Source organism: Halioglobus sp. Uisw_031 (genome assembly GCF_047729875.1).
GTDB lineage: Bacteria > Pseudomonadota > Gammaproteobacteria > Pseudomonadales > Halieaceae > Marimicrobium.
In genome coordinates this window covers 126,543-152,797 of the sequence record NZ_CP159826.1, presented here as the reverse complement: position 1 = coordinate 152,797, position 26,255 = coordinate 126,543, and the positions used below count along the sequence as shown (strand labels likewise).

The 26,255-nt window shown below is 54.3% G+C and carries 26 protein-coding genes and 1 tRNA gene; 14 read left to right on the top strand and 13 right to left on the bottom strand.

Annotation, left to right across the window (positions count from 1 at the left end; all coding sequences use genetic code 11):
* Positions 1-42: 42 nt before the first annotated feature.
* Complete coding sequence (locus ABXT62_RS00670) at positions 43-1,293, top strand: hypothetical protein (RefSeq protein ID WP_415356622.1); 1,251 nt, start codon at positions 43-45, stop codon at positions 1,291-1,293.
* A gap of 1 nt (position 1,294) precedes the next feature.
* Here ABXT62_RS00670 and parC read toward each other — a convergent pair whose 3' ends face one another.
* The gene (parC, locus tag ABXT62_RS00665) at positions 1,295-3,571 is read right to left on the bottom strand and encodes a DNA topoisomerase IV subunit A (RefSeq protein ID WP_415356621.1); all 2,277 of its coding nucleotides are present in this window, start codon (positions 3,569-3,571) and stop codon (positions 1,295-1,297) included.
* 92 nt (positions 3,572-3,663) lie between these two features.
* The gene (locus ABXT62_RS00660; RefSeq protein WP_415356620.1) at positions 3,664-4,485 is read right to left on the bottom strand and encodes a cyclic nucleotide-binding domain-containing protein; all 822 of its coding nucleotides are present in this window, start codon (positions 4,483-4,485) and stop codon (positions 3,664-3,666) included.
* 193 nt (positions 4,486-4,678) lie between these two features.
* Here ABXT62_RS00660 and ABXT62_RS00655 point away from each other — a divergent pair, with 193 nt between their 5' ends.
* Positions 4,679-5,146, top strand: a complete 468-nt coding sequence (locus ABXT62_RS00655) for a GNAT family N-acetyltransferase (RefSeq protein WP_415356619.1) — start codon at positions 4,679-4,681, stop codon at positions 5,144-5,146.
* On the opposite strand, the gene dtd is transcribed toward ABXT62_RS00655, so the two are convergent.
* Both dtd and typA read right to left on the bottom strand, forming a co-directional pair.
* Positions 5,143-5,580 carry a D-aminoacyl-tRNA deacylase gene (dtd, locus tag ABXT62_RS00650; protein ID WP_415356618.1) on the bottom strand — a complete coding sequence of 146 codons (438 nt, stop codon included), beginning with the start codon at positions 5,578-5,580 and terminating at the stop codon, positions 5,143-5,145. The genes ABXT62_RS00655 and dtd overlap by 4 nt on opposite strands.
* A 15-nt stretch (positions 5,581-5,595) precedes the next feature.
* Complete coding sequence (typA, locus tag ABXT62_RS00645; protein ID WP_415356617.1) at positions 5,596-7,407, bottom strand: translational GTPase TypA; 1,812 nt, start codon at positions 7,405-7,407, stop codon at positions 5,596-5,598.
* A 596-nt stretch (positions 7,408-8,003) separates the two neighbouring features.
* Here typA and glnA point away from each other — a divergent pair.
* From glnA to trmL, 5 genes are all read left to right on the top strand, one after another.
* On the top strand, positions 8,004-9,410 hold the full coding sequence (gene glnA / locus ABXT62_RS00640) for a glutamate--ammonia ligase (protein ID WP_415356616.1): 1,407 nt from the start codon (positions 8,004-8,006) through the stop codon (positions 9,408-9,410).
* Between the two features lie 152 nt (positions 9,411-9,562).
* Positions 9,563-10,108, top strand: a complete 546-nt coding sequence (locus ABXT62_RS00635; RefSeq protein ID WP_415356615.1) for a DUF4124 domain-containing protein — start codon at positions 9,563-9,565, stop codon at positions 10,106-10,108.
* Positions 10,109-10,408: 300 nt separating this feature from the next.
* Positions 10,409-11,473, top strand: a complete 1,065-nt coding sequence (gene glnL / locus ABXT62_RS00630; protein ID WP_415356614.1) for a nitrogen regulation protein NR(II) — start codon at positions 10,409-10,411, stop codon at positions 11,471-11,473.
* On the top strand, positions 11,466-12,869 hold the full coding sequence (glnG, locus tag ABXT62_RS00625; protein ID WP_415356613.1) for a nitrogen regulation protein NR(I): 1,404 nt from the start codon (positions 11,466-11,468) through the stop codon (positions 12,867-12,869). The genes glnL and glnG overlap by 8 nt, the downstream gene beginning before the upstream one ends.
* Positions 12,870-12,898: 29 nt before the next feature.
* On the top strand, positions 12,899-13,363 hold the full coding sequence (gene trmL / locus ABXT62_RS00620) for a tRNA (uridine(34)/cytosine(34)/5-carboxymethylaminomethyluridine(34)-2'-O)-methyltransferase TrmL (protein ID WP_415356612.1): 465 nt from the start codon (positions 12,899-12,901) through the stop codon (positions 13,361-13,363).
* Positions 13,364-13,413: 50 nt separating this feature from the next.
* On the opposite strand, the gene secB is transcribed toward trmL, so the two are convergent.
* From secB to ABXT62_RS00605, 3 genes are read right to left on the bottom strand one after another with little or no spacing between them, the layout of a single operon-like run.
* Positions 13,414-13,905, bottom strand: a complete 492-nt coding sequence (gene secB, locus ABXT62_RS00615; protein WP_415356611.1) for a protein-export chaperone SecB — start codon at positions 13,903-13,905, stop codon at positions 13,414-13,416.
* 28 nt (positions 13,906-13,933) lie between these two features.
* Positions 13,934-14,206 (bottom strand): glutaredoxin 3, encoded by a 273-nt coding sequence (gene grxC / locus ABXT62_RS00610; protein ID WP_415356610.1) that lies wholly within the window; start codon positions 14,204-14,206, stop codon positions 13,934-13,936.
* Between the two features lie 13 nt (positions 14,207-14,219).
* On the bottom strand, positions 14,220-14,633 hold the full coding sequence (locus ABXT62_RS00605; RefSeq protein ID WP_415356609.1) for a rhodanese-like domain-containing protein: 414 nt from the start codon (positions 14,631-14,633) through the stop codon (positions 14,220-14,222).
* A 248-nt stretch (positions 14,634-14,881) separates the two neighbouring features.
* On the opposite strand from ABXT62_RS00605, the gene gpmI reads away from it, so the two are divergent.
* The 3 genes from gpmI to ABXT62_RS00590 are packed head-to-tail and all read left to right on the top strand — an operon-like array spanning position 14,882 to position 19,048.
* Positions 14,882-16,438, top strand: a complete 1,557-nt coding sequence (gene gpmI, locus ABXT62_RS00600) for a 2,3-bisphosphoglycerate-independent phosphoglycerate mutase (protein ID WP_415356608.1) — start codon at positions 14,882-14,884, stop codon at positions 16,436-16,438.
* Between the two features lie 39 nt (positions 16,439-16,477).
* Positions 16,478-17,644: a murein hydrolase activator EnvC family protein gene (locus ABXT62_RS00595; protein WP_415356607.1), complete on the top strand. Its 1,167-nt coding sequence runs from the start codon at positions 16,478-16,480 to the stop codon at positions 17,642-17,644.
* Between the two features lie 21 nt (positions 17,645-17,665).
* Positions 17,666-19,048, top strand: a complete 1,383-nt coding sequence (locus ABXT62_RS00590) for a S41 family peptidase (RefSeq protein WP_415356606.1) — start codon at positions 17,666-17,668, stop codon at positions 19,046-19,048.
* 7 nt (positions 19,049-19,055) lie between these two features.
* Here the strand turns inward: ABXT62_RS00590 and hisF are convergent, their stop codons facing one another.
* From hisF to hisB, 4 genes are read right to left on the bottom strand one after another with little or no spacing between them, the layout of a single operon-like run.
* Complete coding sequence (hisF, locus tag ABXT62_RS00585; protein WP_415356605.1) at positions 19,056-19,829, bottom strand: imidazole glycerol phosphate synthase subunit HisF; 774 nt, start codon at positions 19,827-19,829, stop codon at positions 19,056-19,058.
* Positions 19,830-19,831: 2 nt separating this feature from the next.
* Complete coding sequence (gene hisA, locus ABXT62_RS00580; RefSeq protein ID WP_415356604.1) at positions 19,832-20,569, bottom strand: 1-(5-phosphoribosyl)-5-[(5-phosphoribosylamino)methylideneamino]imidazole-4-carboxamide isomerase; 738 nt, start codon at positions 20,567-20,569, stop codon at positions 19,832-19,834.
* Positions 20,563-21,213 (bottom strand): imidazole glycerol phosphate synthase subunit HisH, encoded by a 651-nt coding sequence (hisH, locus tag ABXT62_RS00575; protein ID WP_415356603.1) that lies wholly within the window; start codon positions 21,211-21,213, stop codon positions 20,563-20,565. The genes hisA and hisH overlap by 7 nt, the downstream gene beginning before the upstream one ends.
* 15 nt (positions 21,214-21,228) lie before the next feature.
* Positions 21,229-21,822, bottom strand: a complete 594-nt coding sequence (hisB, locus tag ABXT62_RS00570) for an imidazoleglycerol-phosphate dehydratase HisB (RefSeq protein ID WP_415356602.1) — start codon at positions 21,820-21,822, stop codon at positions 21,229-21,231.
* Between the two features lie 137 nt (positions 21,823-21,959).
* On the opposite strand from hisB, the gene mutY reads away from it, so the two are divergent.
* From mutY to ABXT62_RS00550, 4 genes are all read left to right on the top strand, one after another.
* Entirely contained in the window at positions 21,960-23,030 is a 1,071-nt protein-coding gene (gene mutY, locus ABXT62_RS00565) for an A/G-specific adenine glycosylase (protein WP_415358241.1), read from the top strand.
* Positions 23,031-23,035: 5 nt separating this feature from the next.
* Positions 23,036-23,308 carry an oxidative damage protection protein gene (locus tag ABXT62_RS00560; protein WP_415356601.1) on the top strand — a complete coding sequence of 91 codons (273 nt, stop codon included), beginning with the start codon at positions 23,036-23,038 and terminating at the stop codon, positions 23,306-23,308.
* Positions 23,309-23,394: 86 nt separating this feature from the next.
* Positions 23,395-23,470 (top strand) — tRNA-Phe (locus ABXT62_RS00555).
* Positions 23,425-24,000, top strand: coding sequence for a transposase zinc-binding domain-containing protein (locus tag ABXT62_RS00550; protein WP_415358240.1), 576 nt, complete (start codon positions 23,425-23,427; stop codon positions 23,998-24,000). Before ABXT62_RS00555 ends, ABXT62_RS00550 begins: the two co-directional genes overlap by 46 nt.
* A gap of 135 nt (positions 24,001-24,135) precedes the next feature.
* On the opposite strand, the gene ABXT62_RS00545 is transcribed toward ABXT62_RS00550, so the two are convergent.
* Together ABXT62_RS00545 and ABXT62_RS00540 are read right to left on the bottom strand one after the other, a co-directional pair.
* Positions 24,136-25,383 (bottom strand): hypothetical protein, encoded by a 1,248-nt coding sequence (locus ABXT62_RS00545; RefSeq protein WP_415356600.1) that lies wholly within the window; start codon positions 25,381-25,383, stop codon positions 24,136-24,138.
* Positions 25,384-25,596: 213 nt separating this feature from the next.
* Positions 25,597-25,827, bottom strand: a complete 231-nt coding sequence (locus ABXT62_RS00540) for a hypothetical protein (protein ID WP_415356599.1) — start codon at positions 25,825-25,827, stop codon at positions 25,597-25,599.
* Positions 25,828-26,255 lie beyond the last annotated feature (428 nt).

Here is a 26,255-nt window from a genome sequence, read left to right as displayed (position 1 = left end):
TTATACTAGCCCCGTCGCAATTGGGTAAGTCAGTCATCGCGCGTGAATAATCGCTTTACTAACACTAGCCTCGGCCAACAACTGGCAATTCTCACTGCAGGTTTATGCCTGCTGATGGGGCTTGCCCTTGTCATTTTGGGCGCAATTTCCACTCGCCATATGCAAACGCTATTGCAGGAAGAATACGGCAGCGCTCTGGCCACGCTGGTAGCAACTCGTGTCAGCACCGCTATGGAAAACAGCGACCTACTCAGTGTTTCAGCCTCACTGCAGCGTATTATCGACACGTCTGCAGCGCAGGCGATTCTGATTCAGGATGTAGAAGGTAAGACACTCAGACAAATGGGTGAAACCGATGGGCAAAGCCTCTACCAGTACAGCGCACCCGTGCATATCGAAACCGATATCGCCGGCGAAGTCGTGATTACCATCAACGCAGCAAATGCCCATGCCGCACAGCTGCGCTTTATTTTAAGTATGCTGGGCCTAGCGGTACTGCTCAGTCTGGCGGTTTACGGTGTCAGTCGCCGCTTTGGGCAGCAACTGGGAAACCACCTGTCCGACCTGTCCCGCAAGATCGCACTCGAGGAGGAGGATCCTAGGGCAGGGCCGACGAATGAGCTACTGCTACTGTCCAAAAAAATTGAGGCCCTGCCAATGGATCTGCTGCGCACCCGCAGCGAACCCAGCCCGCAGGACGAGAACTACCAAACGACTGCAGTGCTGTACCTCCACCTCTCCAGTCTCGAGCACTATGTCGATACGCTCGACGAACTCTCGCTGCAACGCTATACAGACCGTCTGCATCAGACCATTTACGCCGCAGCAGGTTTTTATGCGGGAGATTTACAGGTCGCGCGTCAGTTCGGCCTGGCAGTTTACTTCAGCGGGCACAACACTGCGGGTAGCGCAGCATTTCGAGCTGCATCCTGTGCCTGGCTGGTGCAGGCCGCAAGCCTGGCGCTGGAAAAGCAGATGTCGCTGTCCCTTTCCATGTCAATGGCCATTGCACAGAGCGAACTGGGCGTGGGAAATGGCACCGATATCTATCCAGGATTGTACACGCAGCATACGCTCGATGAATTACACACCGTCTGCACCAGCAGGCCTCCTAACATTCTGCTCTCGCCCACTATCTGTGAAGACACGGATATATCAGGGCGCCTGCAATATAGACCGACCGAAGTGATGGATTACGCTGTCATCGAGGAGTTTGCCGGGCCCTATCAGGATTTACTGGAACGCCAACTGCGCCTGATGCTGAAGCGATTGACGGACCCAACGAGGCTCTAAGCTATTCCGGTTCGCTCCGCTTGATCAAGCGCTCAACACTCATACCGTCCACTTTCTGAAAGCCACGCGGTAGCTTGTTTCCGCGCCGACCCCGCTCGCCCTGATAGTGCTCGAGATCCTTCATTTTGAAGTTTTGGTGGCGCTTACCGGAATAAATCACAATGGTATCTTGTGCCGTAAATACTTGTATAGCCACTACATATTCCTCGCGAGCCAGCACCCGAGCGGAGGGAATACCTATAATTTTATTGCCTTTGCCCCTGGCCATCTGCGGCAGGTCCGCCAGCGGGAAGATCAGCAAGCGACCCTCGGTAGTGACCGCCGCAACCTGCGACTCCTCTAATGATTGAATCGCCGCGGGGTGCATCACCTGCCCCCCCTTGGGCAAACTGATAACCCCCTTACCTGCCCGATTTTTTGACTGCAGATCACCTAACTTGGCCACGAAGCCGTATCCGGCATCACTGGACAACAAATAAAGGCTGTCATCCGCACCCATCATCAAGCCACCGAAGCTCGCTCCCGAAGGCGGATTGATACGCCCCGTGACCGGCTCGCCCTGACCCCGCGCCGAAGGTAGGTTGTGGGAGGGCACAGTGTAAGCCCGCCCTGTTGAATCCAGGATGACGACAGGCTGATTACTGCGCCCATAGGCACACATTTGATAACTGTCACCGGACTTGTAACTGAGGCTAGTAGGATCAATATCGTGCCCCTTTGCCGCCCTGATCCAGCCTTTTTCTGACATCACCACCGTGATCGGATCAGCGGTGACTAGGTCAAGCTCACTAAACGCTTTGGCGTCAATCCTCACTGCCAGTGGCGAACGGCGCTCGTCCCCATATTTTTCTGCCACGGCCAGAAGCTCTTTCTTGATTAGACTCTTGAGCCGAGCTTCACTGCCTAGGACTTTTTGCAGCTGGTCACGCTCCTGCTGCAATTGCTCCTGCTCTGTGCTGATAATCATTTCTTCCAGCTTTGCCAGATTGCGCAGTTTCAGCTCTAGAATAGCCTCAGCCTGAATATCGGTGATCCCGAAACGCTCCATCAGCGCGGCTTTGGGCTTTTCCTCTGTTCGAATAATATGAATCACTTCGTCAATATTAAGGAACGCAACGAGGTAACCGTCTAGGATATGCAATCTCTTCAGTACGCGATCGAGGCGGTATTCCAGCCGACGCCGAACGGTAGAGGTGCGAAATTTCAGCCACTCCTTGAGAATTCTATCCAGCCCTTTAACCCCAGGGCGACCGTCGATACCGATCATATTGAGATTGACGCGGTAACTGCGTTCCAAATCTGTACTGGCGTACAAGTGGCTCATAAGAGCCTCAAGGTCGATGCGATTGGAGCGTGGCACCACAACCAGGCGCGTCGGGTTTTCATGATCCGACTCATCCCTAAGGTCCGCCACCATAGGCAATTTTTTTGCTTGCATCTGCTGCGCAATCTGCTCCAACACCTTTGATCCGGATACCTGATGGGGCAGGGCGGTGATCACAATATCGCCGCCTTCAGACTCCCACACCGCACGCATACGCAAACCACCACGCCCCGTTTGGTAAAGCGCGAGAATGTCCTCGCGAGGTGTGATGATTTCCGCATTGGTGGGAAAGTCGGGCGCCTGAATATGCTCACACAGCTGAGCCACCGTGGCTTTGGGTGAGTCCAACAGCAGCACCGTTGCCGCCACTACCTCTCGCAGATTGTGCGGAGGGATATCTGTGGCCATACCTACAGCAATCCCCGTTGTGCCGTTCAAAAGTACATTAGGCACCTGCGCAGGCAGCACCACCGGCTCATCAAGCGTACTGTCAAAGTTGGGTATCCAATCCACTGTGCCCTGACCCAGCTCACTGAGCAAGACGTCGGCATAGGCGGTGAGACGCGACTCTGTGTAGCGCATGGCGGCAAAAGATTTAGGGTCATCGGGTGAACCCCAATTGCCCTGTCCATCCACCAGCGGATAGCGGTAACTGAAGTCCTGCGCCATCAGTACCATAGCCTCGTAGGCGGCACTATCCCCATGCGGATGGAACTTACCGATAACATCGCCAACGGTGCGCGCCGACTTTTTGAATTTGGCAGAGGACTTCAGTCCCAGCTCACTCATGGCATAGACAATGCGCCGCTGCACAGGCTTAAGCCCATCGCCCACGTGAGGGAGCGCTCGATCGAGAATGACGTACATGGAATAATCCAAGTAAGCCTTCTCAGCGTAGAGCTTGAGTGACACCTGCTCGGTGCCGTCTTTATCGATTTCCAAAATCTCGGACATTAAACGCTGGCCTGTATAACGACTATCTGAATTGACCTCGAATGAATGATCCTATAAACGTTGCGCCAAGCGGCTCAAGGTTTATGGAAACATTAACTCCCTTTGTGATGCTCGTGGCGGTTTCCTTGCAAACCGACCAGTTGCTCATTGAGGTTGGCGATAGTATTCGCCATGTCCATCAATAAGGCTTGAACGCTTCCAGGATGATTCTTGATCAACCCGATAAATTGATCCTTGGGAACTTTCACTACAGCACAGCGTGTTTTGGCTCTCACTGACGCACTGCGATCGCCGTGCGTCAGAGCCGCCATCACCCCAAAAATTTCGCCTTCACCGATGCCCCCCACATTAACGCCATCAACCAACAGCTCTGCAACGCCGGAGCCCATATTGTAAACATGGTCTGCCCTGTCGCCTTGACGAATAATAACGTCTCCCGGCTCGTAAATATCAAATCCGAGCGTGGCTGGCGCATCCCTCTCGGAGCTTGCGGCGGTAATTCTTAGCATCAAACCGGCGTATGTAATCAATAGACGCGTCCACAGCCTAATGGCCGCCGGCTCGTCAAACACACGCTGCATAAACTCCAACGCGGAATAGCAATGTAACTGAGCCCCAGTATCGCTGCCATAAAACACCGCAATTTTTTTGTCCATACTGCCGGCGATATCGGGCATTAAAATTTCACCCACTTGCAGCGTGTAAATTGTTTTGGCCTGATATCGAGCGGCTATAGTGCCTTGTTGTACAACATAGAATTGGTCCGCATCGAAACCACGGAAATTTTCCTCAGGTGTAAAATCGACCTCAATCGGCAAGGCCGACATGTTCACTACTTCGAGTAATGCGCCCACCAGTTTTGCGAACTGCTGACTGAGTGCCGAGACATCCTGAGTGTCAACATTTACCAACATCAGCTAGACCCTGCTCTATTTTGAAGGGAATACATATTTTGCCTCAGCGCCCAAAGCCTTGTGTGCCACACGCTCTCAAAGTCAGGCCCTGTTACCACGGCCGTTGAGGGCTTATAGTATCAACTAATGCGCTGACGGAGAACGTTGCGCCCAAGTTTTGTTAAAACTACCCTACGGCTAACACGGGAATGTGATGAACCTACAGTGGCAAACCCTATCATTTGCCCGGCTGACCCTGGAGAAAATGTACGCTGTGCTACGCTTACGCCAGCAAGTTTTCGTCGTCGAACAAAAGTGTGCGTATCTGGATCTCGACAATCTTGATCAGCCGGCGGCACATATGCTCGGCATGCGAGGCACAGAACTAGTCGCCTACCAACGGTGCCTCCCGCCCGGGCTGAATTATCCGGAAAGCTCGCTGGGTAGAATCATTGTCTGTCCGACGATGCGCGGCCAGCAGCTGGGCCGAGAACTGGTACAACGCGGCGTTAAACACAACCTGCTGCATTGGCCAAATAATGATATCTGCATAAGCGCACAGGCGCATTTGCAAGATTTTTATGCTGACTGCGGGTTTATCGCCGAAGGTGACGAATATCTGGAAGACAACATACCGCATCGAAAAATGCGCTATGGCGTCTCACTAGCGGAAGGAGACTAGGCGTTCAGAAGAAATGTCACGGGGCCGTCATTGACCAGACTAACCTGCATATCGGCACCAAACACGCCGGACGCTACCAGCGGATGGTGGCGGCGCAATTGTGCTAGCGTATAGTCATAAAGCTGCTCGGCTTCGCGCGGTGGCATAGCCGACGAAAATCCCGGCCGTAGCCCCTTGCGGGTATCTGCTGACAGAGTGAACTGGGATACCAGTAGCACGCCGCCATGCACATCTACCACGCTAGCGTTCATGCGGCCTTCGCTATCGGCGAATACCCGGTACGCTAGCAGCTTATCCACCATACGATCTGCGCCAGCCCGGTCATCATCCCGATCCAGGCCCAGGAACACCAGCAGGCCGTGCTCGATCTCACCAACAGTCTCTGCGTTCACCGTTACGGTAGCGCGACTAACACGCTGCAACAGAGACTTCATCCTTCAGCTGCTGCCTTAGATGCGACCAGCGCGGCGACGCTCATGCTCCAATAGAAGCTTCTTGCGCAAACGAATGCTAGCGGGAGTCACCTCCACCAATTCATCGTCTTCTATAAATTCCAGTGCCTGTTCTAGCGAATGGCGGACCGGGGGAGTCAGCGTCAACGCCTCATCGGTTCCCGATGCACGCACGTTGGTCAGCTGCTTACCCTTAATAGGATTGACCGTCAGATCGTTGCCGCGATTGTGCAAGCCGATAACCTGCCCCTCGTAGACCTCAACATTGGGCTCGACAAACATGCGGCCCCGCTCCTGCAAATTGAACAGGGAATAGCCCAGCGCCTTGCCTTTGACCATAGACACCAGTACGCCGTTAGCACGGTGAATGATCTCCGTATTCTTGATCGGGCCATAGTGGTCGAAGACATGGGTCAAAATACCGGCGCCGGATGTCAGCGTTAAAAACAGCGACCGAAACCCAATCAACCCGCGGGCGGGAATAATAAACTCCAGTCGAATTCGGCCCTTGCCATCTGGCACCATATTCTCTAATTCGCCGCGTCGCAGGCCCAGCTCTTCCATCACTGCACCCTGATGAGCCTCTTCACAGTCGATCACCAGCTGCTCATAAGGTTCCTGCATGACGCCATCCACTTCTTTGCGAATCACCTCTGGCCGGGACACACCCAGCTCAAAGCCTTCACGACGCATCGATTCAATCAACACAGAAAGGTGTAACTCACCACGCCCAGACACTTTGAACTTGTCGGGGGTTTCACCGGGCTCTACCCGCAAAGCGACATTGTGAATCAGTTCCCGTTCGAGTCGCTCCTTGATATTTCGCGTGGTAACGTACTTGCCCTCTTTGCCCGCAAAAGGCGAATCGTTAACCTGAAATGTCATGCTCACTGTCGGCTCATCCACTGAAAGCGGTGGAAGCGGTTCCGGTGTCGCGGGGTCACACAAAGTATCGGAGATATTCAATCCCTCGATACCCGTCACACAAACGATGTCGCCCGCCTCTGCGGACTCCACATCCACTCGCTCTAGCCCCAAATAACCCATGACCTGCAGTACGCGCCCCTTGCGCACAGCACCCTCACTGTTGACCACAACAATCTGGGAATTAGGCGTCAAGGTGCCGCGTGTTATCCGACCGACACCAATAACACCGACGTAACTATTGTAATCCAGTGCACTGATCTGCATTTGCAGTGGGCCATCAGAGTTGACCAGTGGTGCAGGCACTTTGTCGATGACCGTTTGGAACAGAGGCTGCATGTCCACACCCATCTCCTCATGGTCCAGGCCCGCTATACCCTGAATAGCGGAGGTGTAGATTATCGGAAAGTCCAGCTGCTCGTCTGTCGCCCCCAGCCTGTCGAACAGATCGAATACCTGGTCAACCACCCAGTCGGGGCGCGCACCCGGGCGATCCACTTTATTGACCACTACAATCGGGTTTAGGCCCTGTTCAAATGCCTTGGACGTCACAAATCGGGTTTGCGGCATCGGGCCATCCACTGCATCAACCAGTAGTAAGACTGAATCGACCATAGACAACACCCGCTCAACCTCGCCACCAAAATCGGCATGACCGGGGGTATCAACGATATTGATGCGGTAGCCGTCCCATTCGATGGCCGTATTTTTGGCCAGAATGGTAATACCCCGCTCGCGCTCCTGATCGTTGGAGTCCATCACACGCTCGGCTCCCGCGGAGCGACGATCGAGCGTACCCGATTGCTGCAGCAGACAATCCACAAGGGTGGTTTTGCCATGGTCTACGTGGGCAATAATGGCGATATTGCGAAGTTTCTCGATCAAGGGATTACCTCTGGACGGCGGGGTGGCTTAAAAACGCGCGGAGTATAACCCATAGCAAAGCAACTGCATGCTAGGACTTGTGTGATTTGTATACTAATGTAGTGCTAGTAGGGTCAACCGCGGGGGGTGGTGTTGCGGCGCTTTACCAGCGTCACCCTACAATATTGAGCCTTATTGATGCTGCATGCTTGCGTATCAATTTGCACCGTTAAAGGCACAACAGGCTCTTTTCATCATCATTTCAGAGAAATACTTGACAACGAATTGTATAGAGGCCATAAACATTCCCTCTGTTCGGAGCTGGTATTTTACTGGCTTCGCTCCGACCACCTTGTGAAGCGATCACACGTTCGCAGCGTTAGTAATTGCACCAAAATAGAGCGAAAAACGCTTTTTTATGGTGCATATTGGCTTTGTTAGTGTGGTGGGTGATATAAATTCTTTAGATTTCAGTGCGTTACCTCAAGCACCCTTTATGGCATGGCTCTTGCTTCTGTTAAGACTGCTGATGCTACCTGTGCAACCGGCTTGTCTGGCGTCAAGAAAAAACGCTATCGGCAAGGCCGAATCAATTACTACCCTATGGAGAAAACAAGATGTCAAAGCAAACCCTGAAACTCATCACAGAAAACGAAGTCCGCTGGGTAGACCTGCGCTTCACTGACACCCACGGCAAGGAGCAGCACGTGACCGTTCCTTCCAAGGAAGTGTCTGAGGACTTCTTCGATGGGGGCAAGATGTTTGATGGCTCGTCTATCGCCGGCTGGAAAGGCATAAACGATTCTGACATGGTGCTAATGCCTGACGACAGCACATCGGTGCTGGATCCCTTCACCGACGATGCCACCGTAATCTTGCGCTGTAACGTCGCTGAGCCTACCACTATGCTGGGCTACGACCGCGATCCACGCTCCGTTGCCAAGCGCGCAGAAGACTATCTGACGTCCACCGGTATCGGCGATACCGCTTTCTTTGGCCCTGAACCAGAGTTCTTCGTTTTCGATGACATCAAGTGGCATGTCGACATGAGCGGCTGCAGTGTCAAAATCCACTCAGAAGAAGCGGCCTGGTGCTCCAACCACAATTTTGAGGAAGGCAATACTGGCCACCGTCCAGGCGTTAAAGGAGGCTATTTCCCCGTGCCACCGGTCGACTCCCTGCACGATATTCGTGGCGCCATGTGTACCGCCATGGAGCAAATGGGGCTGGATATCGAAGTGCATCACCACGAAGTGGCTACTGCAGGACAATGTGAAATCGGTGTGCGGTTCAGCACGCTGGTGAAAAAGGCCGATGAAGTGCAAGTGCTGAAATATTGCGTGCATAATGTGGCTCACGCCTACGGCAAAACAGCCACCTTTATGCCCAAGCCAATTGTCGGTGATAATGGTTCCGGCATGCATGTGCATCAATCCATCGGCAAGGACGGTGAAAACATCTTTGCTGGCGACGGCTATGCTGGCCTGTCAGAGACTGCCTTGTTTTACATTGGAGGTATCATCAAGCATGCGCGCGCACTGAATGCTTTCGCGAACGCGTCTACGAACTCCTACAAACGTCTGGTGCCTGGCTTCGAAGCTCCGGTAATGCTGGCCTACTCGGCCCGCAACCGCTCCGCGTCTATCCGCATCCCGTACGAAGCCAACCCCAAGGGCAAGCGCATTGAAATCCGCTTCCCGGATCCAACCGCCAACCCTTATCTGGCATTCGCCGCTATGTTGATGGCTGGCCTGGACGGCATCCAGAATAAGATCCACCCCGGCGACCCTGCCGACAAAGATCTTTACGACCTGCCCGCCGAAGAGGCAAAGGCTATTCCGACTGTTGCCTCCAGCTTTGAAATGGCCTTGGCGGCACTCGATGCTGACCGTGAATTCCTGACCAAAGGTGGTGTGTTCTCCGACGACATGATCGATGCATTCATTGAGCTCAAGGAAGGCGAAATCCAGCGCCTCAACATGACGACTCACCCTATCGAGTTCGAAATGTATTACTCCGTATAACGCCTAACCGGCACACGGAATAGGCCCGCTTCGGCGGGCTTTTTTTTGCCTGATTATGGCGCTCGGAATCACAATTTATGCCGATAAAACCTCTGCTGGGCTTAAGATTTCTGCTACGGTAAAGACGTTAGGAATCCTGTAAGGCGATATTCATGCCCCAATTTCTCTTTGCCCTCCTGCTGCTAATGCCCATGTGCGGTGTTGCCGACACCATTTACCGCACAACGGACGCGCGCGGGAATGCCGTATTCACAGACACACCGCCGCCCGATAGCAGTCCTTCACAACAAGTCGACATCCCGCAGATCAACACCACGCCAGCTCCACAGGCGCTGTTTATCCCTGTACCGGACAATACCGCAGGAAAAGAGCAGCGGGAGACTCCGGCTTACTCTGTGTCTATCTCAGCGCCGGCTAACGAAACCACCATACCCGCAGGGCCCGGTAACTTCTCCGTCAGCACCATTGTCAGCGCTGAGCTGGGAGTGAGTGAGCGCCTGCAGTTATTCATCAACGGCACGCCCCAGGGTGAGCCGCAGCGCGCGACCACATGGGAGCTCACCAATGTCTTTCCCGGCCAGCAGGATCTTACTGCGGCAGTCATTGACGGCTCCGGGGCGATATTAGCCATCTCGCCCGCCGTGCGCGTTTTTGTCGTTCGAATTTCTAGCATTAGGCGGAACCGTAACAAAAAGTGAAAGTGCTGGACAGCGCCTGACCATAAGCGCACCATTATGGTGCGTAAAGTGCCCGGCAGGCGTTTCTCGATACCTACCCGAATAATTCTCAGGCGTCTAAATCGCTCACTACACCACCGATATGAGCGCTTACCTTTACTGCCGGCACAATACTCGGACATTTACTCCCTTTTCACCCACTGCTGCGTCATTCTGGCCCAATTTTTGCTAGCACGGTAGAGAGAGGGGGAACGCGCAAAGACTTCCGCGTCAGCGTTGACCACTTGAACAAGCGAGAGCCGACCCAACCGTGAGGCAAGGATGAGACACATTCGGGAACTACTGGACAGTATCAGTACGGGTATCGTAGCGCTGGACGCGAATCTACAGATCGTCGCGCTCAACGCCGCCGGACAGGCCTTGCTGGAAACATCAGAGGCGCGCTGTATTGGGCAACACGCCGGGAGCCTGATATTGCACTCCGCAGACTGGCTGCAGAAGCTGAAACAGGCGCTATCCAATAATACCCCACAGGCCAGCCGCGGTGTTTCTCTGGTATTAGTCTCTGGACAGGAAGTGCGTGTCGATATCATCATCACGCCTATTGTCGATGGTGAAGGCCCATTCAGATTGGTGGTTGAGCTGACGGCCGTTGACCGTTTACTGAAAATCAGCAGGGATGAGAGCGCACAACACGCCCAGGAAACCAGCCGAGCGATCATTCGTGGTCTGGCCCATGAAATCAAAAACCCATTAGGCGGCGTGCGCGGAGCAGCCCAGTTGCTGGCCAAGGAATTACCCAACGCGGCGTTAGCCGAGTACACAGACGTTATTATCCGCGAGGCTGACCGCTTGCGTGATCTCGTCGATCGATTGCTAGGCCCCAACCGACAATTGGATGTTCAGCCACTCAATATCCACGAAATTATGGAACATGTGCGCAACCTGATTACGGCCGAGTCTGGCAATCAGGTCGTCATTAAACGCGACTATGACCCTAGCCTGCCCGAGTTTCCCTGCGATAGAGCACAGCTGATTCAAGCGGTGCTCAATATCATGCGCAACGCGCTACAAGCGGCCGCGCCAAACCTCGATCAATGCGAGATCATCCTGCGCAGTCGCTCACAGCGGCAGTTCACCGTGGGCGCAAAGCTACATCGGCTGGTTTGCCGTATAGACATCATTGATAACGGCCCGGGAATACCCGCAGATCTCATGCCTGCCGTGTTCGCCCCCATGGTGACTGGCCGCGCCGATGGCACCGGTCTAGGGTTATCCATTGCCCAGTCCATCATTTCTCTTCACGGGGGCGCACTTGAATGTGATAGCCGCCCCGGGGAAACCCGATTTACCTTTTACTTACCCATGGATACACGCGATGCCTAACCCCACAGAAGTCTGGATTGCAGACGACGACAGTTCGATCCGCTGGGTGCTGGAGCGTGCCCTCAACAAGGCAGGCATTGCAAACAGGTGCTTTGAGGATGCAGATGCACTGCTGCGGGAAATCGCCTCGCAACAACCGGATGTGATCATCAGCGATATCCGCATGCCCGGAACAGATGGACTTACGCTATTGTCTCTCCTCGGCGAAAGCTACCCCGATCTGCCGGTTATCATTACCACTGCTCACTCAGACCTGGAGAGTGCTGTTGCCTCCTACCAAAAGGGTGCGTTTGAATACCTTCCCAAACCCTTCGACCTAGACGAGGTGGTTGCGGTTACCGAGCGTGCGCTCGCCCACGCGCGAGAAAAACGCAGCAAGACCCCCACACCAGAGGAGCTACCGTTCGCTGAGATTATCGGTGAAGCACCTGCCATGCAGGAGGTTTTTCGGGCCATTGGACGATTGGCGCACAGCAATATCACCGTGCTAATAAACGGCGAGTCCGGTACCGGCAAGGAGCTAGTAGCGCGCGCATTGCATCGTCACAGCCCTCGCACCAACTCGCCTTTCATCGCTTTGAACATGGCGGCTATTCCCAAAGATCTGATGGAATCGGAGTTATTTGGTCACGAAAAAGGGGCTTTCACCGGCGCGAACGACAAGCGCGAGGGACGTTTTGAGCAGGCCGATGGCGGCACCTTGTTCCTCGATGAGATCGGAGATATGCCTGCCGATACCCAGACCCGACTGTTGCGGGTTCTTGCTGACGGAGAATTCTATCGGGTAGGCGGGCGCGTATCGGTTAAGGTCGATGTGCGCATTATTGCCGCGACCCATCAGGATCTGGAGCGTCTGGTACAACAAGGGGCTTTCAGAGAGGATCTGTTCCATCGACTGAACGTGATTCGCATCCATATTCCCAAACTGGCCGAGCGGCGAGAGGACATCCCGCGACTGATGCAATATTTTTTCCAGCAAGCGGCGAAAGAGTTGGGCGGGGAAACAAAGATTCTGCAGCCAGAGGCAGAAGCCTTTTTGTGCGGCCTCAACTGGCCCGGCAACGTGCGACAGCTCGAAAACTGCTGTCGCTGGGTCACCGTAATGGCCTCGGGCCGGGAAGTGCACCTGAGCGATTTGCCGCCAGAACTCGGCACCGGCTCGCCAGAGCCAAAGACCAGCGAACACCCCGATTGGCCCGACTTGCTATTTAACTGGGCCCGCAAGGAGCTGGTACAAGGCAAGCAAAAAATTCTGCAGGACGCAGTACCTGCGTTTGAAAAGGTCATGATACAAGTCGCGCTTGAGCACTCCCATGGACGAAAACGGGACGCTGCAGAATTACTTGGGTGGGGGCGTAATACGCTGACACGCAAAATGAAAGAACTAAAACTCTAGACGCTGACACGCACAAGGTCGCCCGCACCATGCTGAAAATCGTTCTGTTTGAGCCGGAGATTCCTCCCAACACAGGCAATATTATTCGACTGTGCGCCAATACAGGCTGCTCGCTCCATCTCATCGAACCACTGGGGTTTGACCTGGACGATAAAAAGTTGCGCCGCGCCGGACTGGACTATCGCGAATTCGCCCCTGTCCAACTCTACCCCAGCATTGAGAGCTTCCGTCAGCAACAAGGCAATCCAAGGATCTTCGCCGCTACCACCAAGGGCAACACAGCCTATCATCAGATACAGTATCAGCCTGGTGACGCCATCTTATTTGGCCCGGAAACCCGTGGACTGCCGACGACCATATTAGACAATCTGGGTGCTGAACGGACCATCCGCATTCCGATGAAGGCGGATAGCCGCAGCCTCAATCTCAGCAACGCTGCGGCCCTCGTAGTCTACGAAGGCCTACGTCAGTTGGATTTTCCAGAACTCAAGTAAGCGAGCGCTTACTCTCGGTGTAGACCAGTAAAATTAGGAACCGAAGCGGCTTAGTGCGTCGCCTCAGCAGCTGCATCAGCCTGTGTTTGCGCCTGCTGGAGAGCCTGCTGGTACAGTGCTTCAAAGCTTACCGGCGCCAACATCAGTGCAGGAAAAGCGCCTTTCACACAAATGGAATCGATCGTCTCTCTCGCATAGGGAAACAGAACATTCGGGGCTGCCGTAGCCAACATCCGCCGCAGTTGCTCACCCTCAAACCCCAGGATAGCGAAGATACCGGCCTGCTGTAATTCGATCAAAAAGGCCGTCTCCTCTTCAAGCTTAGCGGTAATAGTAATCGTGAGGACAACCTCAAAGTTGCCCTGGTCATCGATGGCTTCGCCTTTGGTGTTCAGATCAACGCTGATTTTGGGCTGCCACTGCTTTTTGAACAAAAGCGGTGTTGAAGGGGACTCAAAGGACAAATCCTTGATATAGATACGCTGCATCAAAAACTGTTGCTGAGGCGGCTGCTGCTCGCTTGCTACGGGCTCATCGGCCATAAAGTCATACTCCTATGTTTATCAAAAATCAGGGCGCGGCGAGCGCCCGCTCGATCAATCCATCCAGGCGACCCTGCCGCTCCAATAACAGCATTTCGTCACAGCCGCCTATGTGTTCTTCGCCTATCCATATCTGCGGCACAGAGGTAGCACCGCTGCGGCTCATCATTTCTCGACGCAACCCGGGGTCGTTATCGACCGCGATCTCCGTATAAATGACCCCTTTTTGGTCCAATAAAGCCTTAGCCCGGACACAGTAGGGGCAGAAACGCGTCGTATAAAGAGTGACACTGTGGCTCATATAGACAACTGAATCAGCTGACCGTGGGCAGTTGCAGGTTACCCCACTCCATCATCCCACCGGTCATTTTATAGACTTGTTCATAATTTTCAGCCTTAAGCTGCTTGCTCGCGCCACCAGACTGCTGGCCCATCTTACAGACCAGCACGATGGGTTTACCCTTTAATTTTTCAAGCTCCCCCATGCGCGCCGGCAGTTTTGTGGCGGGAATATTCATCGCGCCAACGATATGCCCTTTCTTAAATTCGGCAGCATCGCGCAGATCCAAAAACACGCCATCTTCAGCATTCACCATAGTGATCGCCTGCTGCGGCGTCACAGCCGGGCCAGACTTGCGTGACTCATTCATGATCAGCATGATGACGACGACGAGAAGCGCACCCACTAGCATCCATTGCTGTGTCAAAAATTCAAAAAATAGTGCCATGGTTTTGTTAACTGATGCCTGTTAAGAAGCATTAAGACCGTTGTGCCAAAGCTGCGCACACTGATGATGCGGTCAAACACATCTGGGTCGATTTAAAGGGCGCCAAGTATACAGGGTCTACTAAGGCGCAACCAGCCCCGAGGAGCGAACGACACTGGCCATCGTCAACCGGCCACAGAGACGATGCGCTCACTTCTCAGAAAGGTTAAAATGAGACCCATTAACATTCTGACCGGTCGAGAATCCACATGCCCGCAAGTCACAAAACACCCACTGTCTTGATTGTTCTGGATGGCTGGGGCTACCGCGAAGAGACACAAGACAATGCCATTGCCAAGGCCTCCACTCCGGTGTGGGATAGACTATGGGCGGATGCTCCACACGCGCTGATCTCTGCCTCCGGCGAAGACGTGGGCCTCCCCAGCGGACAAATGGGCAATTCCGAAGTGGGCCATATGAGTCTGGGATCAGGCCGCGTCATCTATCAGAATATTTCACGCATTGACGAGGCGATAAAAGACGGCAGTTTCAACCACAATACAGCCTTCACCAGCGCTATCGACAAGGCCACCGCCGCTGGCGGAGCGGTGCACGTGTTCGGACTGCTCTCCCCAGGCGGCGTCCACAGCCACGAGCAACAGATCTTCGCCGCCATACGCTTGGCTGCCGCGCGCGGCGCTAAACAGGTGTATCTGCACGCCTTTCTTGACGGACGCGATATGCCCCCGCGCAGCGCGGGGCCCTCTCTGGAGAAGGCAGATGCCCTATTCGCAGAGCTCGGCTGCGGCCGCACAGCTACCGTCTGTGGCCGCTATTACGCAATGGACAGGGATAACCGCTGGGATCGCATTGAATCAGCCTATGCCCTCCTCACGGAAGGTGCGTCACAATACCGTGCAGACAGCAGCAGCGATGCCCTGGCCGCGGCTTACCAGCGCGGCGAAAGTGATGAATTCGTGCTGCCCACGGTTATCTGCGATGAACAGCACAAGGCTGCCCTCGTCAGCGACAACGACGCCGTCGTATTTATGAATTTTCGCTCCGACCGGGCAAGGCAGTTAACCCAAGCATTTGTCGATAAAGACTTTGATCGATTCCCGCGCAGCACGGTGCCGGTGCTGGCGGATTTCGTGACGGCGACGGAATATGCCGCAGACATGGATGCCTGCTGCGCTTTCGCGCCGGAAACACTGGATAACGTCTTGGGCGATTATGTGGCTCAACGGCACATGACCCAATTACGCATTGCTGAGACAGAAAAGTACGCTCACGTGACGTTCTTTTTTAGCGGCGGCCGCGAGGAGGCATTTGCGGGCGAGGATCGACAGTTAATCGCCTCACCGGATGTTGCAACCTATGATCTCAAGCCAGAGATGAGCGCGCCCGAGTTGACCGACAAACTGGTGCAGGCAATTACCTCGGGCAAATACGACCTGATCGTTTGCAACTACGCGAACGGCGATATGGTGGGCCATACTGGCGTATTCGATGCTGCGGTCAAAGCCGTGGAGGCTCTGGACCTGTGCCTGGGCAGAGTAGAACACGCGCTGCTTAACGCGGGAGGCCAGGCCCTGGTGACCGCTGACCACGGTAACTGTGAGCAGATGGCCGATCATGCTTCAGGCCAAACGCACACTCAGCACACCACGGAGCTGGTGCCTCTTGTGTATATCGGGCCCAAACAAGCCCAGCTGAAACCGTCTGGTGGAATTTTGGCTGATATCGCGCCGACCCTTCTCGATTTGATGGAGCTGCCGCAGCCGTCAGAGATGACGGGCACCAGCCTCCTCACCGAGCGCACTTGACCTATAGACACCTTTGCCGGGGCTGCGTCGATGCCTGACATGCACAGGCCAGCTCTGACACTACCTGCCCCCTGGAAAATACTGTTTGCACTGCTGTTTCTCGGCGTATCATGTCAGGGCGTCGCACAATCCGATGAAGAAAAAACGCGACAACAGCTGCAACAACTTGACCTCGAAATAACACGCATCACAGCGGAAATATCCAATGCCAGTGACCGCCAGACTGCGCTACAAACACAACTGAAAAAAACCGAGATAGAACTGGGAACGCTACAGCGCGATATAGCCAAGAATCAACAAGCCTTTGAAGACAGCGCCAACAAGCTGGTCGATCTGGAAGAACAGCGCGGCCAACATGAGAAAGCTCGCGACGAGCAACAGGCGCGTATTGCCGTGGAAATGAAGACCGCTTGGCAGGTCGGCCGCCAGGGACAAGTCAAAGTGCTATTGAGCCAGAAAAGCCCACACACTGTGGCGCGGTCGCTGGGCTACTACCGCTATTTTTTCCGGGCTCGCAACACCATGATCGCAGAGTATCGTGAAAACCTACGTCAATTGGTGGCTCTGCAGCAACGCATTGATACCACTGTGGCAGAGCTGGAAGCCCGCGCTCAGACTCTGGAAGAACAGCAGGTCAATCTCACTGCAGCACAGGCCAACCGCTCACTGGCCGTGACTCAACTGGACCAAAGCATCCGCAGTAACAACGCCCAACTAAAACAGAAAGAGCAGGACCGACAGCAACTCGAAGACCTCTTACAAGCCATCGAAGAAGCCATTGTCGACCTGGAAGTCCCCGCCAACTATGCAACCTTTGACAGCGCCAAGGGCAACATGGCCTGGCCGGTAGAAGGCAAACAGAGCAATCAGTTCGGTCGCTCACGCAACGCAGGTAAAATGCAGTGGCAGGGCATCACGATAGCGGCGAAGGAAGGGACTACCGTCAAGGCTATCCATCACGGCCGCGTGGTCTATGCTGACTGGTTGCGAGGCTCTGGACTGCTGCTGATTATCGATCACGGCGACGGCTATATGAGCCTGTATGCGCATAACGAGAGTCTACTGCGGGAGGTCGGCGAGTGGGTCACTGCCGGCAGCCCCATCAGCACCGTAGGCAACAGTGGCGGCATGGAGCAGACCGCCGTGTATTTCGAAGTGCGTCATAACGGCGTGCCCACCAACCCGGCAAATTGGTGTAAACGCTAAATCTGTGGAGCGCCAACGCACATGTCATTTGTAATAGAGAATAAGGTAAACTGTCGCCTTCAAGCTACCGACTCGCAGACCACACCCATGCGCTTTAATTCTTGGCTCCGCCCTACACTGACCAGCATGACTGCCGCTCTTGCACTGGCGGTTTCCATTCCGCTGACTGCGGCAGAAGAACAGGCCGCACTGCCGCTGGATGAACTGCGCACTTTCGCCGAAGTGTTCAACCAGATTCGAACGGGCTATGTCGAAGAAATTGATGACAGCACACTGCTGGAGTTCGCCATTGAGGGCATGTTGATGGGCCTCGACCCGCACTCGATGTACCTGACAGAAGACGCTTATCAGGGCCTACAAGATTCCACGTCCGGCGAATTTACCGGGCTGGGCTTGGAGGTAGGAACGGAAAATGGCTACGTCAAAATCATCGCCCCTATCGATGGCTCGCCCGCAGCAGACGCCGGCTTGGAAAGTGGTGACATCATTCTCAAACTGGATAACGTTCCGGTGAAAGGCATGTCTCTGAACGAGGCTATCGAGATAATGCGCGGCCCCAAGGACAGCAAAATCGTGCTCTCTATCGGCCGACCCGGCAACAGCGAGCCCTTCGACGTCACCCTTGTGCGCAATGTGATTAAGGTTGCCAGCGTACGTCAGCGCATACTAGCGCCCGGTTACGGTTACATCCGCATAGCCCAGTTTCAAAGCAGCACAGGCGCGGACGTAAAAAAATCGCTGGATAAACTTCTCTCAAAAGGGGAGCTCAAAGGGCTTGTACTAGACCTGCGCAACAACCCCGGTGGCATTTTACGTGCCAGTGTCGATGTGGCTGAGCTGTTCATGGACGAGGGCAATGTCGTCTACACTGAGGGTCGTGTCAGCGGCTCGGATACACGTTATGACGCCGCTCCACTCGACGCCACTGACGGTGTGCCGATTGTTGTGCTGATCAACCAAGGCTCCGCCAGCGCTTCAGAAATTGTTGCCGGCGCCCTGCAAGATCACAGCCGCGCTGTCATTATGGGCACCCAAAGTTTTGGCAAAGGGTCCGTGCAAAGCGTGCTGCCTATGTCTGATTCCCGTGCGATCAAACTCACTACTGCACTGTACTTTACACCCAATGGCCGCTCTATTCAGGCCGAAGGCATCGTGCCCGACATTCTCGTCGAGCGCGCTATCATCACCGCCTATGACAACACGCAACGGATCAGCGAAGCGGATCTGTCAGGCCACCTCAGCAATGCCAACGGCACGCGTCAGAGCAAGCGTGACGTCGTCGTCGAAACAGAGTTACTCACCGATGATAACCAGTTATACGAAGCTCTTGCCCTATTAAAAGGCCTGAACATCCTTCGGTTGCATGAGAAAAAAGTAGCTGCCAAAGCCGCGGATACACCCTAAGCGCTAATTACCGCCGCACCTCAATGCCGTGCTGGGCCATGTAGGCTTTCGCCTGGGGCACGGTGTACTCGCCGAAGTGGAAGATACTCGCAGCCAACACCGCATCGGCACCGCCTTGAATGACACCGTCAACAAGATGATCCAACGTGCCCACACCACCAGAAGCAATCACTGGAATTTCAACGGCATCGGTAATCGCCCGCGTCACCCCTAACTCAAAACCATTTTTAGTGCCGTCTCGATCCATACTGGTCAGGAGAATTTCCCCCGCGCCCAGCTCAGCCATTCTCACCGCCCAAGCGACTGCGTCAATACCGGTAGGCTTGCGTCCACCGTGGGTGAATATTTCCCAGCGGGGCTGACCCTCCACATCGTCCACTCGCTTGGCATCAATTGCGACTATGATGCACTGAGAGCCAAAGCGCTGGGCAGATTCTCGCACCAGTTCAGGATTGTGAATGGCGGCCGTATTGATACTGACTTTGTCGGCACCCGCATTCAGCATGGTGCGAATGTCTTCTATCGCGCGAATGCCGCCGCCAACGGTCAGTGGAATGAACACGTGCTCAGCGATCTGCTCGACGGTATGGACGGTCGTATCGCGGCCTTCGTGGCTGGCGGTGATATCGAGAAAGCATAACTCGTCGGCACCCTGCTCGTTATACCGCATAGCGATTTCCACCGGATCACCGGCATCGCGAATATCCACAAAGTTCACGCCCTTTACGACGCGCCCGTTCTCGACATCGAGGCAGGGAATAATACGTTTGGCCAGACCCATGGCTAGGCGACCCCCTCATCACACAGCTGCTGTGCGTCGGCCACATCCAGCGTGCCTTCATAAATCGCTCGGCCTGTAATGGCGCCACAAATGCCCGTATGCGCCACGTTCATCAATGCCCGGATATCCTGAATATCGGTGATGCCACCAGAGGCGATCACCGGAATACTAGAGGCCTGCGCCATCGCCACAGTCGCTTCAACGTTGACGCCCTGCATCATGCCGTCGCGCGCGATATCGGTGTAGACGATGGCGGCCACGCCGTCGGATTCAAAGCGCCTGGCAAGATCGGTGGCGCGCACCTCGGACACCTCAGCCCAACCGTCGGTGGCGACAAGACCGTCTCTGGCATCCAGACCCACGATGACTTTACCGGGGAAAGCGGCGCAGGCCTCGGCCACAAATTCAGGTTCTTTGACGGCTTTGGTGCCAATAATCACGTAGCTGACACCGGCATTAATGTAGTGCTCGATGGTGTCCAGAGTGCGGATACCCCCGCCAATTTGTATTGGCAAATCAGGGTAAGCTGCAGCGATGGCCGTTACCACTGCACCGTTTACTGGCTCACCGGCAAAGGCACCGTTCAGGTCCACTAAATGCAAACGTCGGCAACCGGCCTCAACCCAACGCGCCGCCATCGCTACCGGGTCGTCAGAAAAAACTGTGCTGTCATCCATCAGGCCCTGACGCAGACGCACACACTGTCCGTCTTTTAAATCAATTGCGGGGATGATCAGCATTGTCCGTTCCACTCCAGAAAATTTTTCAGCAGTCTTAGCCCGGCAGTCGCACTTTTCTCCGGGTGAAATTGCACTGCAAACAGGTTGTCGCGGGCCAATGCCGCATCAGCGCTAACGCCATATTGGACGCTGCCTGCCAACAGGCTGCGATCCCACGCGTGCGCGTAATAGCTGTGCACAAAGTAAAAGCGGGTCATATCAGGAATGCCCGCCCACAAGGGATGATTCATGGTCTGGTGCACTTCGTTCCAACCCATGTGCGGCACCTTCAGGCGCGCGCCCTCAGCATCGGTGAGCGGGTTGCCAAAATAACGGACCTCTCCGGGAATCGTGTCGAGACAATGGACGCCGTCGTTTTCTTCCGAACGACTCATCAGGGCCTGCAGACCCACACAGATCGCCAGCACGGGCACCTGCTGCTGCGTTAGCGCCTGCGTCAGAAGTTCATCACACTTGAGGCGGCGAATTTCCGACATACAGTCACGAATGCCACCCACGCCCGGGAACACCACGCGATCAGCCTGTCGGATCACATCGGCGTCGTGCGTGACTACCACCTCACTCGCGCCAACATGCTCCAACGCGCTGGCGACGGAATGCAGGTTACCCATGCCGTAGTCAATAACGGCGACAATACCACTCATACCCTGGATCCCTGTTTACAACACGCCTTTGGTCGAGGGCATGATGCCCTCCATACGTGGATCGGCCGTCAAGGCCATGCGCAGCGCACGACCAAAGGCCTTGAAGACGGTCTCTATCTGGTGGTGGCTGTTGTCGCCGCGCAGGTTATCCACGTGCAGGGTGACGAGGGCATGGTTCACAAAGCCCTGAAAAAATTCCATAAACAAATCCACGTCGAAACCGCCCACCGAGGAGCGCGTAAACGGCACCTGAAATACGACCCCAGGGCGGCCAGAAAAATCAATGACCACCCTTGAAAGGGCCTCATCCAGCGGCACATACGCATGGCCATACCGGAGGATGCCTTTCTTATCGCCCACCGCCTGAGCGACGGCTTGCCCCAGGGTGATGCCAATATCTTCGACCGTGTGGTGGTCGTCGATGTGCAGGTCACCGTTGGCCTTGATATCCAGATCAACCATGCCGTGACGTGCAACCTGATCCAACATATGTTCTAAAAAAGGGATGCCTGTGTCGAACGCCGTTTTACCGGAGCCGTCCAGGTTCACCGAAACGGTGATCTGGGTCTCCAGCGTATCTCGCGTTACTGTGGCCTTGCGCGCAGCCATCGTTCTCTCCACTCGATTGGTTTCAAGGAAAGCCCCCGAAAAGAGGCATATTATAAGGGAACACAAGGCTTAATTCACTGGCACTATGGCAGGTGAGGCATTACTCTGTGACGCCAATCGGCACCCGATTCTTCTTCATGCCAAGTCCTGAACCTTTTTCTAAACGCGTCCTTGAATGGTTTGACCAGTGCGGCCGCAAAGACCTGCCCTGGCAACAGGACACCAGCCCCTACCGCGTATGGGTGTCAGAAATCATGCTGCAGCAAACTCAGGTGAAGACGGTCATTCCTTATTTTGAGCGTTTTATGGCTGCCTTTGGGGATGTACAAACACTCGCGGATGCGCCGGAAGATGCCGTGTTGCACCTGTGGACAGGGCTGGGCTATTACGCCAGGGCGAGAAACCTGCACAAGGCCGCAAAACAGGTGGCAAACGTGCTAGACGGACAATTTCCCGACACGATCGAAGGGCTATGTGACCTGCCCGGCGTGGGTCGCTCCACCGCCGGAGCCATTGTGAGTATTGCCTTTGGGCAGCGCGCGAGCATTCTCGATGGCAACGTCAAGCGGGTGCTAGCACGCTACCGGCGCGTGGGGGGCTGGCCCGGACAGTCTGCCGTGCACCAACGGCTATGGGATGTTGCCGAGCAATATACGCCGACCGAACGTTGCGCCGACTACACCCAAGCCATGATGGACCTGGGCGCGACCGTTTGCACCCGCTCGACGCCTGCCTGCACGCTCTGCCCGCTGGCAGCAGACTGCCAAGCACTGGCCAATGGCGATCAGCGTGACTATCCGGGCAAAAAACCGCGTAAAATTGTGCCGGTCAAAGCCACCTGCTTTCTGATCGTACGCAGTGCACAAGGCGATGTTTGGTTGGAGAAGCGCGCATCCAGCGGTATCTGGGGGGGCTTGTGGTGCTTTCCCGAGATCAGTGACCCACAGACAAGTGTGCAGCACTGTCTGGACCGATGGGGCATTGAGCCGATAACAGTAGCGCCTCAACCGGGCTTTCGTCATACGTTCAGCCACTACCACCTGGATATCACACCCATCATAGTAGCACTGGGCACCACCCCACATGCAGTGATGGAAGCCTCAGGGCAGCTCTGGTATAACCTGAGCAACCCACCACAAATCGGCCTCGCGGCCCCGGTGGCTTCGCTGCTGGAAAAGCTGGCGAGCCACCCACCACAAACGGAGTAACAAGCATGTCTCGGATGATTTTTTGCAAGAAGTACGGGGAAGAACTGGAAGGACTCGACGCGCCTCCTTATCCAGGGCCTAAAGGTCAGGACGTGTTCGACAATGTCTCTAAAAAAGCGTGGCTGGACTGGCAGGGCCACCAAACTATGCTGATCAACGAAAAGCACCTGAGCTTGGTGGATCCGGAGGCGAGGAAGTATCTGCAAACAGAGATGGATAAATACTTTTCAGGGGAAGACTATGATCGGGCAGAGGGTTACGTTCCGCCCTCAGAGTAGCCCGCCAGCCCGCGGCACACATCAGAGCAACTTGACTCGCGCTGCCCAGACGGGTTTAATACGCGCCAATTGCGGTTGCGCATATTGCCCAGATAGCTCAGTCGGTAGAGCAGGGGATTGAAAATCCCCGTGTCGGCAGTTCGATTCTGTCTCTGGGCACCACATACAAGCTCATTTCGGTCTCCTTAAAACTTCAGCCAGAGCAAACCCCGCTCTACCAACTTGTAGAGAAACACTACCCCACCCTGGTTGAGCAGTTGGAATTCCAGGGCAAAAATCTGCCAACTCATGTCCATCGAGAGTTTGAAGCGTACCTAAAATGCGGTCGCCTCGAACACGGGTTCCTGCGGGTACGTTGCGATAAGTGCCACTTCGAGCGGCTCGTAGCGTTTTCCTGCAAGAAGCGGGGATTCTGCCCGAGCTGTGGCGCCGGCCGGAACCCTATTCCTCAGTTACGAGTACATGTGTGCAGCGTCCCTGACAACTTTCACCAGGCTTTTCCTGGAGTTGGATCTAGACAGTGCTCCGGAGCAGGCTGCAGAGTTTTACTCCGAGGCAGATGCCCGCGATGCCGAAGGTTACAGCTCCGCGCTCTACGCAGACTGCTGCGCAACACATTCCAAACTGGTGAATCGGCACATTACTTAGGCGCTAGATCAGGTCTCAAGGTTGTCATCCCAGGTAGATTGTGACGAACAATCTCCGCAGTTATGGGGTCGCTCACAGGGAACTGATATCCGAGACGATCCACAACACCAAATAGTATGAGAATAACCGAGCTGAACAATCAACGCGCTGACATTAATCATGACGTGCGATTTCGCCACTTACAGTTTGGGAAGTGATTTCATCAGGTACAAGGTTCTCTCGCTATCGCGGACATTTTCGGTGCTCTCGATAGAAAAATATTCTGAAAATGCCGCCTCAAAACCCTGCGCCGTATAGTTCACAAAGATGTCTTCCCGGGTAGCAAGCAACCTGATCACCTGGGAATCAGCCTTGGGTACAAATTCAATGATCAGCCATTTGGTGATGCTCGATAACAGCTTCGCAATGTTGGACAGGGGCACATTATTATTTATGGCTAGATGATGGATCAGGGCGAGAACTAGCAAGGCATCGCACTGACTGCGTTCCAAAAAGGAAGAGCGCTCGGCGTTGCCCCACCCGATTGCTGGTGAGGGCGAGCTAAAATCCTGGATCAGAGGCAGAATGTTTTTGGGGCCGTTAGCTGAATTTTCGCGGTAGTTTAGCTCGACGGCAACGGGATCAATATCTTGGGATACCACCAGCGTGCAATGCTTTGCGGCAATACGACTAAACTCACCGGTATTTGCGCCAAAATCCTGGATGACCGTCAATGGGTCTGGAATCCTGCCCAGGAATCTGTCTACAAGAGCTCTTTTCTCTTCACCAGCTTGATCAGAGTAGTTGGTCTGAGCGTAGTAGTTTCCCCATTCTGTTTCCGGCATTTTCCAGTTCAGCTTTTCTACCGTATTGGCGAGGCTTTCAATCAAGCCTCGCATGCCCTGCTCTGACAGCTGGGCGCTTTTTGCCTTAGCTGTTGAGTCCGTTCCTGCGGCATCAGCGTGTTTTCGCTGCATTTTCGAATGCAGGTGAATGTGAGTTGCCAGGGAGTAATTCAGTCTTGTGCTAAAGGGCAGCAGCTTGCTGGCTAGTGCCAGTGGGACGCCGTCAATATGACTGATCATCAGCTTTGAAAGCTCGACGTCAGTGTGTGCCATCAGGGTCAACGGCGCGAGAAAATGCTGGCAGAACTGTTTGTAGGCTACCCAGGGGCTGCCCGGCGCGTAGGGTTCAAATGACAGTGTGTCGATGAAGATTGGTTTGGATTCGATGAATTGCACATTGAAAGCGGAAGCGTCCTTGAGGATGAAACCGTGTTTAAAGGCTTCATGTTGCACTCGAAGAGTCAACATTGCAGCCGCTTTCAACTGGCCGAAGCTCCATTCATAGGGATAGGAAATAAAAGAGATCTGCTGCGGTTTTATCAACTTGTAGCAGTCCGGTGCATTGGGGACGGTGTCATCGACTATGTCTTCGTGCGCTACCAATAAGCCCCTGTCGACAAGTTTGTCGTAAAGGCCGGACGCAATAAACGCGTCATAACTTTGGGCGAAGCTGTTGTTAATCTGGCGAAAGACCGAGCCGGCATGAGAAAAGACAAATCCGCTCGGGTCTCGAAAAGACGAGGGTAATGGTTCCATTGCAAATCCGGTTAAGGGGGGAGTAGTTGAGCGCTTTTTTGGGAAGCTAGCACTGTACAATTATAAGGGTTTTTGAGTCTCATCTTCCTCATCATCCAGAAGGCTACTGGGCGCCTCTTTGCCGAAAAATGCGCGTATCCTGTACCAATAGTTTTTTATAGTAAATCCGGCTACTGCAATACTCGCGATAATACCCTGCAGTATCATGCTCCCGGTACCCGGGTCCAGGTAAGCTGCGGCTTGCTGGGAAAAAGTGATTAGTAAAAGCGATGTAAGAAAATACTTTATCATTTGGGGAACCCATTATTTATGCGTTGAGAAGACTCTCCAATATTGCCCCAGTTGTACAATAAGGCCTGCTCCTGTTTGGCGTGAGTCTCAATACTAGCGCTTGTTTTTTTATTTGGCTGCAAAATGCGATTGCAAAAAATAAACGCAAAATACCTTCATAGCGTGCCATCACGATTTATCCGCTTTACACCAGCAGAGGATACGTCAGTTATTGGGAGACACTCTTATACCAGTGTCTATTTCACTTTAGCATGTTATTCGGACGTTGTGTATTTTCCTCCGTATCGTCTTCAGCTGTGTAGCGAATAGCCTGTGGCGGATCATGTGCGGGGTATCGATAACTTAACTGTCCGCCGTGAACTCTACTTTCAGGCTGTGGACGGAAGTTCAAACAACACTAGGCATTGCTTGTTACAGCGGATTGACGA

What these genes read in the sequence shown, in the direction of transcription:
- parC (WP_415356621.1), bottom strand. Translation starts at nt 3,571, where the DNA reads ATGTCCGAGATTTTGGAAATCGATAAAGACGGCACCGAGCAGGTGTCA.
- ABXT62_RS00660 (WP_415356620.1), bottom strand. Translation starts at nt 4,485, where the DNA reads ATGTTGGTAAATGTTGACACTCAGGATGTCTCGGCACTCAGTCAGCAG.
- ABXT62_RS00655 (WP_415356619.1), top strand. Translation starts at nt 4,679, where the DNA reads ATGAACCTACAGTGGCAAACCCTATCATTTGCCCGGCTGACCCTGGAG.
- dtd (WP_415356618.1), bottom strand. Translation starts at nt 5,580, where the DNA reads ATGAAGTCTCTGTTGCAGCGTGTTAGTCGCGCTACCGTAACGGTGAAC.
- glnA (WP_415356616.1), top strand. Translation starts at nt 8,004, where the DNA reads ATGTCAAAGCAAACCCTGAAACTCATCACAGAAAACGAAGTCCGCTGG.
- ABXT62_RS00635 (WP_415356615.1), top strand. Translation starts at nt 9,563, where the DNA reads ATGCCCCAATTTCTCTTTGCCCTCCTGCTGCTAATGCCCATGTGCGGT.
- glnL (WP_415356614.1), top strand. Translation starts at nt 10,409, where the DNA reads ATGAGACACATTCGGGAACTACTGGACAGTATCAGTACGGGTATCGTA.
- glnG (WP_415356613.1), top strand. Translation starts at nt 11,466, where the DNA reads ATGCCTAACCCCACAGAAGTCTGGATTGCAGACGACGACAGTTCGATC.
- trmL (WP_415356612.1), top strand. Translation starts at nt 12,899, where the DNA reads ATGCTGAAAATCGTTCTGTTTGAGCCGGAGATTCCTCCCAACACAGGC.
- secB (WP_415356611.1), bottom strand. Translation starts at nt 13,905, where the DNA reads ATGGCCGATGAGCCCGTAGCAAGCGAGCAGCAGCCGCCTCAGCAACAG.
- grxC (WP_415356610.1), bottom strand. Translation starts at nt 14,206, where the DNA reads ATGAGCCACAGTGTCACTCTTTATACGACGCGTTTCTGCCCCTACTGT.
- ABXT62_RS00605 (WP_415356609.1), bottom strand. Translation starts at nt 14,633, where the DNA reads ATGGCACTATTTTTTGAATTTTTGACACAGCAATGGATGCTAGTGGGT.
- gpmI (WP_415356608.1), top strand. Translation starts at nt 14,882, where the DNA reads ATGCCCGCAAGTCACAAAACACCCACTGTCTTGATTGTTCTGGATGGC.
- ABXT62_RS00595 (WP_415356607.1), top strand. Translation starts at nt 16,478, where the DNA reads ATGCACAGGCCAGCTCTGACACTACCTGCCCCCTGGAAAATACTGTTT.
- ABXT62_RS00590 (WP_415356606.1), top strand. Translation starts at nt 17,666, where the DNA reads ATGTCATTTGTAATAGAGAATAAGGTAAACTGTCGCCTTCAAGCTACC.
- hisF (WP_415356605.1), bottom strand. Translation starts at nt 19,829, where the DNA reads ATGGGTCTGGCCAAACGTATTATTCCCTGCCTCGATGTCGAGAACGGG.
- hisA (WP_415356604.1), bottom strand. Translation starts at nt 20,569, where the DNA reads ATGCTGATCATCCCCGCAATTGATTTAAAAGACGGACAGTGTGTGCGT.
- hisH (WP_415356603.1), bottom strand. Translation starts at nt 21,213, where the DNA reads ATGAGTGGTATTGTCGCCGTTATTGACTACGGCATGGGTAACCTGCAT.
- hisB (WP_415356602.1), bottom strand. Translation starts at nt 21,822, where the DNA reads ATGGCTGCGCGCAAGGCCACAGTAACGCGAGATACGCTGGAGACCCAG.
- mutY (WP_415358241.1), top strand. Translation starts at nt 21,960, where the DNA reads ATGCCAAGTCCTGAACCTTTTTCTAAACGCGTCCTTGAATGGTTTGAC.
- ABXT62_RS00560 (WP_415356601.1), top strand. Translation starts at nt 23,036, where the DNA reads ATGTCTCGGATGATTTTTTGCAAGAAGTACGGGGAAGAACTGGAAGGA.
- ABXT62_RS00540 (WP_415356599.1), bottom strand. Translation starts at nt 25,827, where the DNA reads ATGATAAAGTATTTTCTTACATCGCTTTTACTAATCACTTTTTCCCAG.